This window comes from Pseudomonas tremae, from assembly GCF_023278125.1.
Classification (GTDB): domain Bacteria; phylum Pseudomonadota; class Gammaproteobacteria; order Pseudomonadales; family Pseudomonadaceae; genus Aquipseudomonas; species Aquipseudomonas tremae.
Map to the genome: position 1 here is coordinate 3,373,639 of NZ_CP066270.1, position 14,464 is coordinate 3,388,102.

Below are 14,464 nucleotides of genomic sequence, written 5' to 3' on the forward strand. Positions count from 1 at the left end.
TAATCGTTGTTTTCATCTTCCAGCCGCTAGCCATCGGCGAGCAGTCTATACCCGATACCTGCCTCGGTGATGATGAACCTCGGCGCGGTCGGATCATCGCCCAGTTTCTGACGCAAATGCCCGACTACGATACGCAGATAATGGCTGTCTTCGGTGTGGGTCGGGCCCCAGATGTCCTTGAGCAACTGCTGCTGTGTAATGACTCGCCCAGGGTGCCGCGACAATTGCGCCAACACGGCGTATTCCTTGCGGGTGAGTGCTACTTCCTGCCCATCGAGCAATACGCGGCGGTAAGCCAGGTCGACAGTCAACGGGCCGAAGCGCAAGGCGGCGTCGGGCTTTTCACCGCCCGAGACCTGCCTGAGCAACGCCCGGACCCTGGCCAGAAACTCCTGAATGCCGAAAGGTTTGGTCACATAATCGTTGGCCCCGGCATCCAGCGCCTGAACCTTCTGAGCCTCGCTGGCGCGCACCGAAAGTACCAAAACCGGCACAGCCGACCACTCTCGAAATTCGCTCAGCACTTGCTGCCCGTCCATGTCCGGCAGGCCGAGGTCGAGAACCAGCAAGTCCGGTTTGCCCAGTGCAGCCTGAGTCAAACCCTCCATACCGGTAGCTGCTTCGAGCACTTTGTAACCCTGGGACACGAGGCTGATCCGCAGAAACTTACGAATCTGCGGCTCGTCGTCGATGACCAGAATCGTCGCGATCTGACTCATGCCTGAAGCGCCGTTGCAGCGCTGCAAAGCCGCACTGACGTAACCGATGTTCTCAAACAGTTTCCTCCACTTCACCGTCCGGCTGCGCCTGTAACGGCAGAAACAACGTGATACGCGTGCCCAGCCCGTCGATACCGTCCTCGACAGCCAGTCGCCCGCCATGCGCACCAATCATACCCTGACAGATCGCCAGCCCGAGCCCGGTGCCCTGCCCTCCGCGATCACCGCGCGCAGCGGTGTAAAACATGTCGAAAATCTTCGCCCGCTCATCCTCGGGAATGCCAGGCCCTTCATCACTGACCGAGAAAAACAGCTCGCTGTCGACGACGCCGGCCGCCACTTGCAAGCGCCCTTCGACAGGAGAAAAGCGTGCGGCATTCTCCAGAACGTTGACCAGTGCCTGCTCGATCAACGCTGCGTGGACGTACAACAACGGCAACTCGCCGGGCACCTGTGTGCTGACCTGCAACGGAGCCAATACCGCCCGCAGGCGATTGAGCGCGCTGCCTACGATATCGGCAGGCGACACCCAATCTCGAGCCAGCTTCAGCGCGCCGTGCCCAAGGCGTGTCATGTCCAGCAGGTTCTGAATGTAACGGTCCAGGCGCTCTGCCTCGTCGCGGGTGCCTTCCAGCAGTTCGCGACGATCTTCCAGGGGGATGGCCTCGCCCAAAGCCAGCAGGCTGTCGATGCTGCCGCGCATTGAGGTCAGCGGGGTGCGCAGGTCGTGCGACACCGACGCCAGCAAGGCGCTGCGCAGTTGTTCGGTTTCGCCGTGCAGGCGCGCCGCCTCGAGCTCCTGCGCCAGTTGCGCACGTGCCAAGGCCTGGGCGAGTGGCTGAGTCAGTGCGGCAAGCAGCCGCCTGTGCTGGTCAGTAAACGACTGCCCTTCCCGTGCACAAACACCCAGCAAGGCCAGCGGTCCTTCTTCTGCGGTAATCGGCCACCACCACCAGCGACCTGACGGCAAAGTGCCTGTACCGCTGCCTGCGGGCTGGTCGTGCTGCCACGCCCAGTCGGCAGCGGCGCGCTCGGCCTCGGAAAAGGTCAGCGGCCCCCCGGTTTCGACCAACCAGCCGCCCTGCCCGTCTCGCCCCACTAAACACAGGTGTAACTCTTTCCAGCCGGAAAAATGCTGCTCGGCGGCATTGAGTACTGCCTTGCGGTCAGTGGCTGCGGTCATTTTGCGCGACAGGTCGAGCAACTCGCTGGTCTGTTCCTGCGTATCACGCAAGGCTTGCAACTGCCGGCGCTGGCGTGCCGCCAGCTTGCCGGTCAGGGCTGACATAAGCAGGAAGAACAACAGCGTCAATACGTCCTCTTCGCGCTGGATGTTCAGCGAGAAGCTCGGCGGAATGAACAGAAAGTCATAGGCCAGAAACGACAGCCCGGCGCAGGCCAATGCCGGCCCCATGCTGCTGCGCACCGCCACCAGCAGCACTGCAGCCAGAAAGATCAGCGATATATTGGGCAGCGCCAGAACGCCTGCAACTCCCCAGGCCACCAGGCTGGCGATCAGCGTGGCAACGAAAGCCAAGCCGTAATCGAACCACACCACTTCGTGAGCCGGACGCGCGCGCGGCGGTTGATCAGGTAGCTCTTCGCTGTCATCGAGCACCGAGATTTCCAGCCCGTGCCCTTCGCGCAGCAAGCGTGCGGCGACACCGCCGCCAAATACCTTTCGCCGCCAATGCCGACGCGACTGGCCAACCAGCACCACGCTGGCGCGTCGCTCGATGGCGTGCTGCACCAGCGTCCTGGCGACCTCACCGGCACGTAACGATACCGCTTCGCCGCCCAGTCGCTCGGCCAGTTGCTGGGCACTTTGCAAGCGAGCACGGGATTGCTCGTCGAGAGTTTGCCCGTCATCCACGTGCACCGCGCTCCACGGCAGATGGCGACGCTGGGCCACTCGGCTGGCATGGCGCACCAAGCGCTCTGCATGGATATCGCCATCAATCCCTACCAGCATTCGCCCGCGCACGGCCGGCGCCGACTGACCCAGTTGTCGGTAGCCTTGCGCCAGATCGTTATCGACCTGCGCGGCAGCCGTCTGCATGGCCATCTCGCGCAGTGCAGTGAGGTTGGTCTGGGTAAAAAAGGCGTCGATGGCCGCGCGTGCCTGCTCCGGCACGTAGACCTTGCCGTCGCGCAAGCGCTCCAGCAGCTCGCGCGGCGGCAAGTCGATCAGGACCAGGTCGAAGGCTTCCTGCAGCACCCAGTCCGGCAGCGTTTCGCGCACCTGCACGCCAGTGATGCCGCGCACCTGATCATTCAGACTTTCCAGGTGCTGGACGTTGACCGTGGTGTAGACGTCGATGCCAGCAGCCAGCAGTTCCTGAATGTCCTGCCAGCGTTTGGTGTGCCGGCTGCCAGGCGCATTGGTGTGCGCCAGTTCGTCGACCAGCACCAGGCTCGGCGCGGCCTTGAGCAGAGCGTCCAGGTCCATTTCTTCGAGGGTCATGCCGCGATATTCAGTGCGCAGCAAGGGCTGCTGTGGCAGCCCGTTGAGCAATGCTTCCGTTTCCGCTCGGCCGTGAGTTTCCACCACGCCCGCCAGCACCCTAACACCCTGACGCAATTGCGCATGGGCTGCCTGAAGCATGGCGTAGGTCTTGCCGACACCCGGCGCAGCACCGAGAAAAACCTTCAGCCGCCCACGGCCTTCGCGGGGTAATTGGGCCAACAATGCATCAGCTCGACCGGAATCACTCACGTGGCTACCACCCTCTCTAAGATCAGTTACAGCGTAGCGACGCTGCTGCAATCAATGCGCAATTTGTTACAACTGCGCGTTGCGCGGTGCAGACGGTAACTGATTCAGGCTCATATTCAAGGTCAATACGTTGACCACCGGCGGACCGATGAGCGGGCGCTGGGTATTGGCCTCGATCAGCGCCTGTATTTTATCCATCGGCATTTGCCGGGCCGCTGCCACGCGGCTGGCCTGCCAGGCGATGGCTTCGGGTGACAAATGAGGGTCAAGACCACTGCCTGACGTCGTCAGCAAGGCCATCGGCACAGGCCCGGCAGCGGGGTTGGTCAGTTTGGCGGCGTCCTCCGTGACGCGTGTCGCCAGCGCCGGGTTGCTCGGTGCGAAGTTGCTGGCGCCGCTGGCCACGGTCGCAAAAGCACCTGCCGAGGGACGCGACTGGAACCACTCATCGCCGGTAAACGCCTGGGCGATCAGTGAAGAACCGCGCACCTTGCCCGTTTCGTCATACATCAGACTGCCATTGGCCTGCGCCGGAAACGCCACTTGCGCCACTCCGGTGACCAGCAGCGGATAGGCAACACCGGTAATCAGGCTCATCAACACAATCAGGCTCAGGGCCGGACGCACTACACTGGACATCTGCATTTCCTCAATAAGGTGAAGCTGCACGCCACCCGGCGTGCAGCACAGGCTTCAAACCAGGCCGAGTCCGACCAGCAGCATGTCGATCAGCTTGATGCCGAGAAACGGCACAATGATCCCGCCCAGGCCGTAGATAAGCAGGTTGCGACGCAGCAAATGCGCCGCGCTGGCGGCCTGGACGCGCACGCCGCGCAGGGCCAGGGGGATCAGCACCACAATGATCAGCGCGTTAAACACGATGGCCGAGAGAATCGCGCTCTGCGGGCTGGCCAGATGCATCACGTTGAGCACGCCCAACTGTGGGTAGATGGAGGCAAACAATGCAGGCAGAACGGCGAAGTATTTGGCCACGTCGTTAGCAATCGAAAACGTCGTCAGCGCACCGCGTGTAACCAGCAATTGCTTGCCGATCTGCACCACGTCCAGCAGCTTGGTGGGGTCACTGTCGAGGTCGACCATGTTGGCCGCTTCGCGCGCCGCCTGGGTACCGTCGTTCATGGCCATGCCGACATCCGCCTGGGCAAGTGCAGGTGCATCGTTGGCGCCGTCGCCGCACATCGCTACCAGACGCCCTTCGCCCTGCTCCTGGCGAATCCGTTCCAGCTTCTTCTCTGGCGTGGCTTCAGCCAGCACGTCATCAACACCTGCTTCGGCAGCAATCGCTGCGGCGGTCAACGGGTTGTCGCCAGTGACCATCACGGTGCGAATACCCAGCTTGCGCAATTCCTCGAAACGCTCGCGAATGCCCGGCTTGACCACGTCCTTGAGGTGAATCGCACCCAACAAACGACCATTGGCGCAGACCAGCAGCGGCGTGCCACCGGTCTTGGCGATCTTGTCGACTTCCCGTGCCAGTACCGGTGGCAGATCACTGCGCTGCAGGTTGACGAAAGCCAGCAACGAGTCCACCGCGCCCTTGCGGTAAACATGGCCTTGGTAGTCCACGCCGGACAAACGTGTATCCGCACTGAACGGCACAGCGGTGACCGAACCGAGGGTCGGCTCGTTCATCGGGTGCAGATTGCGCAGGAACTCGACGATGGATTTGCCTTCAGCCGTGTCGTCGGCAAGCGAGGCCAGCAAGGCGCCCTCGCCCAACTCCTTCGGGGTCACGCCAGGCGCTGCGTAGATGGCGGCACAACGGCGGTTGCCGAAGGTGATGGTGCCGGTCTTGTCCAGCAACAGCACATGCACATCGCCTGCGGCTTCCACAGCACGACCGGACTTGGCGATCACATTAAGGCGCACCAGGCGGTCCATACCGGCAATACCAATGGCCGATAACAAGCCGCCAATGGTCGTCGGGATGAGCGTCACCAGCAGCGCGACCAAAAACACCAACGGCAGGCTGCCGCCAGCAAAATGGGCGAACGGCTGCAAGGTGATGACCACCAGCAGGAAGATCAGCGTCAGGCCGATCAACAGAATGTCCAGCGCCACTTCATTGGGGGTTTTCTGGCGCTTGGCGCCTTCGACCAGCGCGATCATGCGGTCCAGCGTCGACTCACCGGGGTTGCTGCTGATGCGTATCAGCAGCCAGTCGGATACCAGTCGAGTGTTGCCGGTGACCGCCGAGCGGTCACCACCAGACTCGCGAATGACCGGCGCGGATTCCCCGGTAATCGCCGCCTCGTTGACCGCCGCGATACCTTCGATGACTTCACCGTCACCGGGGATCATTTCCCCGATTTCTACGCGCACCACATCACCCTTGCGCAGCTCACTGGAGTTGACCGTTCTGAAGCTGCCGTTCACGTCGCGGATACGTGCCTTGAGCCCTTCGCTGCCAGCCTTCAGGCTGTCGGCCCGCGCCTTGCCACGGCCTTCGGCCAGTGCTTCGGCGAAGTTGGCGAACAGCACGGTGAACCATAACCAAAGGGCAATCTGCACGCAGACCGAGGTTGGCACCTGCGGGTTGGGGATGACGCACAGCACGGTGGTCAGAATGGCAGTCAGTTCCACCACCAGCATCACCGGCGAGCGTTTGAGCTGACGCGGGTCGAGCTTGACGAACGCCTGTACCAGCGCCGGGCGCCACAGCGCAGCGATGCCGGTTCTGGCGGACTCGCTGGCGACCTGCGGTTCAGCGGCTTTTGCAGCATCACTTCTTACAGTGTCAGTAGTGCTCATGATCGGTTCCTCAGAAACCCAGGCTCAGGTGTTCGGCAATCGGGCCCAGTGCCAGGGTCGGCAGGAAGGTCAAACCACCCACCAGCAAAATGGTGACGGTCAGCAGGGTGACAAACAGCAGGCCATGGGTCGGGAAGCTGTTCTGGCCCTGCGGTGCGGTTTTCTTCATGGCCAGGCTGCCGGCCAGTGCCAGCACCGGCACGATATAACCGAAGCGGCCAATGAATATCGCAAGGCTGAGCATCAGGTTGTGGAACACGGTATTGGCACTGAAACCGCCGAACGCCGAGCCGTTGTTGGCCGTCGCCGAAGTGTAGGCGTACAGCAACTGACTGAAACCATGCGGGCCGGGGTTGCTGATCGCACCCGCCGGGCCCGGCAGGCTGGCGGCGATTGCGCCCAGCACCAGCACGCCCACCGGCATCACCAGCAGGGTCGCGACCAGCAGCCGGACTTCCTGCGCCTGGAGCTTCTTGCCAAGGTATTCCGGCGTGCGGCCAATCATCAGCCCGGCGAGGAACACGGCGATCAAGACGTTGAGCAGCATGCCGTTGAGGCCGACACCGACGCCGCCGAAGATCACTTCGCCGACCATCATGTTGACCAGTGCAACCATGCCGGTCAGCGGGTTGAGGCTGTCGTGCATGCCGTTGACCGAGCCATTGGACGCCGCCGTGGTGGCAACCGACCACAACACAGTGCCGGTGGTGCCGAAGCGGGTTTCCTTGCCTTCCAGCGGGGCGGTCTGTTCAACACCGGCTATGTTCAGCATCGGATTGGGCTGGTACTCGGCCCACAGAGACACCGCGCCGCCGATGAGCAGCAACGCCAGCATGCAGCCCAGAATCGCACGGCTCTGGCGCATGTCCTTGACGTAGTGGCCGAAGGTGAACACCAGCGCTGCGGGAATCAGCAGGATCGACACCAGTTCGAACAGGTTGCTCCAGGCAGTCGGGTTCTCAAAGGGGTGCGCCGAGTTGACGCCGAAGAATCCACCACCGTTGGTGCCCAGTTGTTTGATCGATATCTGGCTCGCCGCAGGCCCCATGGGAATGCTTTGATCGGTGCCTTGCAGGGTGAGCGCGTCGATGTAATGGGCAAAGTTCTGCGGCACGCCCTGCCAGACCAGAAACACCGCCAGCACGATACTGATCGGCAGCAGGCCATAGAGCGTGGCGCGGGTCATGTCGGCCCAGAAGTTACCCAGGCTTTGCGAGGAGCGACGACTGATACCTCGGCACAACGCGACCAGCACTGCCAGGCCCGTCGCAGCGCTGACAAAGTTCTGCACGGTCAGGCCGACCATCTGGCTCAGGTAGCTGAGCGACGCTTCGCCGCTGTAGGCTTGCCAGTTGGTATTGGTCACGAAGCTCATGGACGTGTTGAACGCCAGTGACCATTCCATGCCAGGCAGTTGCTGCGGGTTGAGGGGCAGCACACCTTGCAGCATCAGCATTGCAAACAGCAGGACAAAGCCTGCCAGATTGAACGCCAGCAAGGCCCACATGTATTGCTTCCAGGATTGCTCGGTTTTCGGGTCGACGCCGGAGATCCGGTAGCAGGCCCGCTCGACCGGCCCCAGCACCGGGCTCAGCCAGGTGCGTTCGCCTTCCATGACCCGATAATAGAAACGCCCCAGCAACGGCGCAGGGGCCAGCAGCAGGACCAGAAAGGCCAGAATCAACAGATAATCGTAACTGTGCATGATCACTCCTGACTCTGGTCGGCGCGCAACAGCGCCACCAGCAGATAGATGAACAGCCCGACTCCCATTAGCAGAGAGATACTATCCATAACGCTCATTGAATTTTCCCCATCAGGCAACAACCGATTACGGCGCAGGCCGCGTGGGTGGATTGTCCGCAGCATGGGTGTAAAGGCGCGAGAGCGACTGCACGCGCCGGGCGTAAAGAAGCTGTAAAGAAGCGCTGCAAGCCTGACGGGGCCATGCATGCGCAGGCATCAGCGCTGTCATTTATGTCAGGTTCGCGATAGGGGTTGTGGGGGTATCGTGAGGCAGCGATCTTCAGGAAAAGGACTTCATCATGCTTCGCGACAAGGGCAAACCACCCGGCTCCATCCCGCCCTCCCCCGACACTTCTACCGTTGTCCAGTTGACGATCAAGGAACGACAAGTCCTGGAATGGGTGGCGATCGGCAAATCTGCATGGGAGATATCACGTATTCAAGGATGTTCGGAGGCAACCGTACACTTTCATACCAGCAATATTCGCCGCAAGTTCGGGGTGACGTCGTTGAAGGCGGCGCTGGTGATGGCGATCAGGCAGGGGGTTATTTTGGTGGAGTGAATGGGTGCGTTGTCAGTCGGCGCATAGCGTTCAATTTTGCCCATTCTGACTAACAGACCAAGCCGCACGGTTGAGTACATGCGGCAGGTCAGAAAAGCCTTCTACATTCAAATACGCTTTGGAAGTGGGGATGGACGCGCAGCTCAATATAAAAAATCGCGACCCCTCACTTCAGAGGCATTCGGCAGATCTAATGTCCTCATACCAGTCATTGCATTTCTGCGTCCCATGTCAGACGGCTCAAGGATTGGCGACAATTTTCCAGAAACCTCCCTCATCTCGAGTTCAGAGTAATTCCTGTTGGATAATTCACGTGCTCTATACTCAGTTGCAGGTAGTTGTTCGGATCTCGAGCCTTTTACTAATTTCCTCACCTGCGTACCCGAAAGTTTATCTTTCCGTGTACCTAACCGCCTAGAGTTTTGCAAGACACCAGGTCTCTCAGCACTTTTGGATGCCGCTACCTTTGGGGGCTCTAAAACGTCTTTGCTTTTGTTCACTATCGGACTGTATTTATTTGCCACCACCGGTTGTTTTGGAGGCTTTTTTGCACTAATCCCAAAAACCCGCCTGAAAAACTTTCCTATGTTTATATGCCCCGTCGGATCCACCCGATTCACCGAATCCCCCTCACCATACGCATAAGCATTCAACCCACCCTCGCCAAACGGGCTCAAACTGTCCTGACTATGAAAGCGCATCAGCACCGGGTTATACGCCCGGTAGCCATTGCCCAGCAGCTGCCAGCCGGTATCGTTCTCGGTCAGTTCGCCATTGAACCCCAGGCCACCGGGAGGTTCATCGGAGCTGCGATGGCCGTAGGCGGTATAAGCGCTGTCATGCTTTGTGCCGCCCACCACTTCGCTCAGAACAGTGTTGCTCAGGGTGGTTGCCAACAAGCGCGTAGCCCCTGCGCCCTCGCCGCCTTGTAGCTCGGCCAACAGGCTAGCGCCGCCGCGCATGAACGTGCGCTGCAACTTATCGCTAATCTGGTTGGCGGGCTTGCCGTCCTGATAGAAACGCTGCTCGACACCCTGCGCACCCTCACGCGCGGCGAGTACATCCAGCGCGTCGTAACGGTAAGCGTCATCACGGTGTTTACCGGACATCGACGGACCACTGACTTCCAGCAAGCGACCCAATGCGTCGTAACGCAGGGTTCGACCCTGTTCATCCTGAGTCAGATTACCATCAGCGTCGTAGCTCAAGATCAACTCTGGATAATCTGCATGAGTGTTGGTAACACTCAACAACTGAGTAGGGTCGATCTGTGGGTCTGCATAGCAATACGTCGCTATATTGCTGCTGTCCGGAAACTCGGTCAGGACGCGGCTAAGATTGTCAAATTCGTCGAAGCGAAATACTTGGCGCTTTATCGACTTATGGTAGAAGTCCACAGGCAGTTGACTGCCTAAACATGTGTACGAGGCCAGCCGTCCATGTCTGTCATAGTCAAAATCTTCTTTGCGCAGCAGCACGCCACCTTCAACCAGCATGCGCTGTGTCATATGGTCATTCGCGTCATAGGCCTGAGTCATGACCTGCTGTACATCGCCAAGATCGAAGTCACGCTGCGTCTCACGGCCAAACTCATCGTAGGTGAGTCTGACCGCAACCTTGTTTGCGCCTTCCAGCGTTTCGATGTGACACGTCTGGCCCAGCGAGTCGTAAAGGAACGTCGACGTAATTTGCCCAAGCACGGTCTTGATCAGACGCCCTGCGTTGTCGTAAGTACACTTCTGGACCTGTCCGAGCACATCGGTGTATTCCATCAGCAGCCCCATCAGGCTGTAGCGGTACGACATGGTCCGCGTCTGCGTGTCAACGGTGCAGGTTTCGCTTTTCAGTTCGCCGGTGGAATAATAATCTCGCGTCAACGCCTGTTTCTGTTCCTCACAACTGCGCAGGCGCGCATCTTTTACATCGTATGCATAAGTGGCAGAAACCTCGCTACCCACTATCCTGCGCTGCATTGGCTGATCGCTTAATGAAGGAAGGTAGACATACTCGATGGTCTGATCGCTGGCCGTGAGCACGGTTTTAGGCTGAGTCTGCCCCGATTCAAATGTAAACACCTGTTCACGGCCTCCGGTTACCGCCTTATATCGGCGCTCAAGCCCGTCAAAGGATTGCAGCCCCAGAACGCAGTCGTCGACGCTGATTGCCGTCGGCAGGTCCTCAATGCTGTGCGAGGCGTACTCGCGCCGGATCACCGTGTCGTCTGGCAAGGTGTTTTCGATCATGCGATCAAACGCATCGTACCTGTACCGATTGACATGCCTCAGCGTATCGATTTCCTCGACAGTACGACCAAGCCCGTCGTAACGATAAAGCTGTCTACTGACAAGCTCCCCTTCCTGGGGAATACGCTCGACGCTTTCCGGTTGTTCAAACAAATTAAGCTGAGTGACCGTAAGACCGTGTTTTTCGGTCTCGGTGTGACTGGTCTGCCGCCATTCGCGCAGCACGGGGCCTGAGCTGCCAAGCTGCAGGTCTGTCTGCTGAAATGCCACCACCCCGTCCGGCCCTGTTTCACTGACCTGCTGACCCCAGTCGTCATAGCCAAAGGTGCTGGTCAGGGTCAGCTTCTTGTCGTTCTCGTCCAGCCAGTCGTAGCGCGTTTCTTGCTGCAACTGGCCACGCGCGTCGTACCTGGCTGCGTAGGTATCACGCATGCGTTTGTTGCCATCGGCACCATCGGCATTCTGACGCGTTTCGCGAAACACCCGACCCAGCCCATCCAGGTAGCTGCAGGTAGTCACGCCCTTGACGTCGGTGATCTGCTGATGCGCCGTCTCGCCTTCGGTGGCCACCAGTGTGTAGGCATAACGACGCGTGGCCTCATAATCGCTGCCCGGCGCAACGGTTTCGCTGGTGACCCGCTCCAGGGCGTCGTAGGTGTAGCGAATCTCCACTTTGGCGTCGTCGACGGTCAGCAGCGGCTCGCCATTGATCAGCGAGTGCTCCAGATTGAGGGTCCGGGTGTGGCTGTCCAGTGTGCTGCTCAGGGTCTGGGTGGTCTTGAGCACGGTTTCGGCCCGGCGAGCGTTCCTGCCCAGGCTAGCTTTTCTCAACGCTCTGCATGCTCTGCACTTTCTGCATGCTCTGCACTTTTTATGCGCTTTACCCTTTTTGCCGCCTTCTGCGGCGCGACTCAGGGACTTGCTGTAGGCAAAGCTGGTCAGGGTGCTGATGCCGTTGAGTGTGAACGTGTCCAGCAAGGGGCGACCGTGACTCAACACATCCTCCGGCTGCTGAATATAGAGGTGGCCGGTGGCGTGCAGGGTCGTTTCCGAGTCGCCCTGCACGCTGAGCAGCGTCTCGCGGGTGAGCACCAGCCAGGGTTTTGATGCGCCGCTGACCGGCGCCATCGCGTCATAAACAAAGCGGTTACGCAGCACCGGCGCGGGCTCGCCATACTTGGACTGCGCGGGGGTGACGGTGCGGGTCCGGACGTGACGCACGAAGCCTTCCGGGTCTGGCGGGCACTGAAACTCGCCCTGTGTTTCGCCTTCTGCGGGGTACCAGGTGCTGGTTTCGAGCACGCCGCTGGGCTGGAGCTGACGCGTCAGGTTGCCAAAGTTGTCGTAGTCGCTGCTGAGGGTTTCGTAGCGCACCTGACTGGCGTTGCTGCGCAGCGACCATCTGTTGGTGACGTTTTTGGGCTGCTGAAAATAAGGCGGCTGCTGATCGAAATCGGATTGCTCCAGAGCGTGATAGACCGTGCTGGTCTTTTTCACGTTATCGCCCTGGGTCGTGGTCTCTTCGGTCAGCAAATGAAAGCGGTTGAAACTGCGCTCGACAGTGCGTACGGGCTCACCGCTGACGATCAGGCTTTGCGTGGTGCCGTACTGGTAGTTGCCGCTGACCTGGTACAGGTTGTCTTCGCCGTTGTCTTCCCAGATCAGCCCGCTAGCGTTGTTGCCCAGAAAATTGTTGGTCTGGCCCGTACCGTGGGCACTGTAGCCATAATGGGTGCTGATGGTCGACTGACCGTTTCCGGGGTAGGTCAAATGCTCGGTGACCCTGCGCAAGGCCGGACGTGCGTCGGCATGGGGGAATGCATGTCCGGCATCGTGATAGCCCACGGTTTCCCGGGCACCGCTCGGGGTGTAGGCCTCAGTGATGCATAACAGCCCGTTCAGCTGTTGGTAAACGAAACGCCAGCAGGCCCCGTCGGCGGTGGGCAGCACTACCTTCGCCACACGAAAGTCAGACCCGGCCAGCTCCATTGTAAAGCGTGCGGGCAGCACCCCCGGGTTCAGGATGATTTCAATCTGCCACTTGGTGCGTGCCAAACTGATCAAGGTGCGCTGGCTGTCGCTGACGGACGCCAGGATCTGCTGGCCGTTGAACAGGTCGTAATCAAGGTAGACCGAACGCCCGTCGGGCGAGCTGATTTCGTATGGCAGGGCCAGGCGGTTATCGGTACTGCCGCCGGTACGTAGCCGTTCGACCAGCCCGGACTTGTGAACGATCCTGAAGGTTTCGTTACCGGTCTGATGAAGGTGAAAGCTGTCGAGTTTCTGCTCCTTCATCAATAGCCTGTCGCTGGTGCTGTCGGAACCGGTGACCTTGAACGACTCGCCACTGCTCAGCGAGAGCATGCGCGTGACGGGGTCGTACTGGGAAAGTTGCAGGTTCCAGCCAAAACCGTACCCGGAGTCGCGGGTATTGAGGGGGCTGAACGCCAGGGTGATGGGCACGAGGGGGCCGGCCAGGTCATTGGCCTTGAGTTCGGGCAGGCTGATGGAGGCGGTATACAGGCCGGTACGCGGATCGACCCCGCTGTTGAGGAAGCTCATGAAGTTGAAGGCGTTGGAGTGCAGTGAGGTGGTGGTGGACATGGGAGAAGATCCTGAATTGAGTATTGACATCAATGTCTTTTCACGGGGAGCAGTGGTGGAGCATCCACTTGAATCTGTACGCAGGACGTGCGCTTCTTCATGGACTCTCCAGGCTTTTTATAGCGTTCCATCAACCTGATCCCGGGGGCAACTACCGAGCCGATCGGTGCCGTAGCGATGTCATCAAGATCGATCAGGCTAACCGTCGATACGTCTTCTTTTATAGTTCGAAGGTAGACCCAGAAGTAATTACCGTCATCGTTGCGGTCGCACGAGTAATCATCGAACAAGAGGATGTTTGAGGCGGAAGGTGCGTGTTCAAGTTCAAGCTTTATTGCTTCATCATTATTGCAATGAGCATTACCTTTGAATACGTAGTTTTGAGTTTTAAAGTCAAGGGTGCAATGATGTTCACCGTTAGCACCTTCAAGTGTAAGTTTTGCGGGCTCTGCAGTGTTTGAGTCTGATGCCGCATTGGCCAAAGGAGATACCTCAATAATCAGACAGCTTATTCTGTCGGGCTCAGGATGGGTATAAGCGTCAGCCCCCACTAGTCTTACCCCGGGAGTGACTACGCTGCCAACACTCAATGTTTTAAGGTCTTCAATTCGGATAAGTCCATTGTTCATCTGAGGGTCAGTGGTTGTGGGGTTTTTTATAGTCAAAAGCTCCCACCAACCAAAAGCGACATCAGCACCTGGAATACACCTTAAGGGTAGAGTCTCTAGTTGGCCAGGCTTAGGCTTTCCATTTAAAAGCCATAGTTTTGTAGCAGAAGGAACATTATTGAGTTTGAAGAAACCTCCGCCGCGGAGCTGCTTGCAAGGGTAGTCGTCGGTTGATTTGTTAGGGAAGTGAAAAGTACCTGAGGCCGCTGGAAAGGTGCATTGCGGGGTACCATTTGGTAAGTACAACGTTATAGTCCCGTCTGCTTTTACATTGGGGTTTTCTTGCTTGACCAAGGCACCCGAACACCCTGCTAAAAACGCAAAAATGATAAAAAAGCTCAGGAGTTTTATTGGGGGTTTCATAACGTGCCTCTGGTGTTTAAATAGGTCATGAGGAAGTGTGCGAGCTTTAAGTTAACACTCATATTGAATT

Annotated in this window: 9 protein-coding genes; 1 reads left to right on the forward strand and 8 read right to left on the reverse strand. The window is 59.0% G+C overall.

Annotated elements, in window-relative coordinates; translation table 11 throughout:
* Positions 1-26 precede the first annotated feature (26 nt).
* The 6 genes from I9H09_RS15445 to kdpF all read right to left on the reverse strand — a co-directional run bounded on the left by I9H09_RS15445 (position 27) and on the right by kdpF (position 8,010).
* Positions 27-719: a response regulator gene (locus I9H09_RS15445; protein ID WP_122324681.1), complete on the reverse strand. Its 693-nt coding sequence runs from the start codon at positions 717-719 to the stop codon at positions 27-29.
* Positions 720-771: 52 nt separating this feature from the next.
* Entirely contained in the window at positions 772-3,435 is a 2,664-nt protein-coding gene (locus I9H09_RS15450; protein WP_122324675.1) for a sensor histidine kinase, read from the reverse strand.
* 66 nt (positions 3,436-3,501) lie between these two features.
* Positions 3,502-4,074, reverse strand: coding sequence for a potassium-transporting ATPase subunit KdpC (gene kdpC, locus I9H09_RS15455; protein WP_122324674.1), 573 nt, complete (start codon positions 4,072-4,074; stop codon positions 3,502-3,504).
* A 54-nt stretch (positions 4,075-4,128) separates the two neighbouring features.
* Positions 4,129-6,207: a potassium-transporting ATPase subunit KdpB gene (gene kdpB, locus I9H09_RS15460; protein WP_236502504.1), complete on the reverse strand. Its 2,079-nt coding sequence runs from the start codon at positions 6,205-6,207 to the stop codon at positions 4,129-4,131.
* Between the two features lie 10 nt (positions 6,208-6,217).
* On the reverse strand, positions 6,218-7,912 hold the full coding sequence (gene kdpA, locus I9H09_RS15465) for a potassium-transporting ATPase subunit KdpA (RefSeq protein WP_024669751.1): 1,695 nt from the start codon (positions 7,910-7,912) through the stop codon (positions 6,218-6,220).
* Between the two features lie 2 nt (positions 7,913-7,914).
* Positions 7,915-8,010 carry a K(+)-transporting ATPase subunit F gene (gene kdpF / locus I9H09_RS15470; protein WP_020357697.1) on the reverse strand — a complete coding sequence of 32 codons (96 nt, stop codon included), beginning with the start codon at positions 8,008-8,010 and terminating at the stop codon, positions 7,915-7,917.
* Between the two features lie 242 nt (positions 8,011-8,252).
* Between kdpF and I9H09_RS15475 the strand changes: the two genes are divergently transcribed.
* Entirely contained in the window at positions 8,253-8,516 is a 264-nt protein-coding gene (locus tag I9H09_RS15475) for a LuxR family transcriptional regulator (protein WP_024669750.1), read from the forward strand.
* A gap of 143 nt (positions 8,517-8,659) precedes the next feature.
* On the opposite strand, the gene I9H09_RS15480 is transcribed toward I9H09_RS15475, so the two are convergent.
* Together I9H09_RS15480 and I9H09_RS15485 are read right to left on the reverse strand one after the other, a co-directional pair.
* Positions 8,660-13,363, reverse strand: a complete 4,704-nt coding sequence (locus I9H09_RS15480; RefSeq protein ID WP_236535061.1) for an RHS repeat-associated core domain-containing protein — start codon at positions 13,361-13,363, stop codon at positions 8,660-8,662.
* Positions 13,364-13,392: 29 nt separating this feature from the next.
* Positions 13,393-14,394 carry a hypothetical protein gene (locus tag I9H09_RS15485; protein WP_122312117.1) on the reverse strand — a complete coding sequence of 334 codons (1,002 nt, stop codon included), beginning with the start codon at positions 14,392-14,394 and terminating at the stop codon, positions 13,393-13,395.
* Between the last annotated feature and the right edge of the window lie 70 nt (positions 14,395-14,464).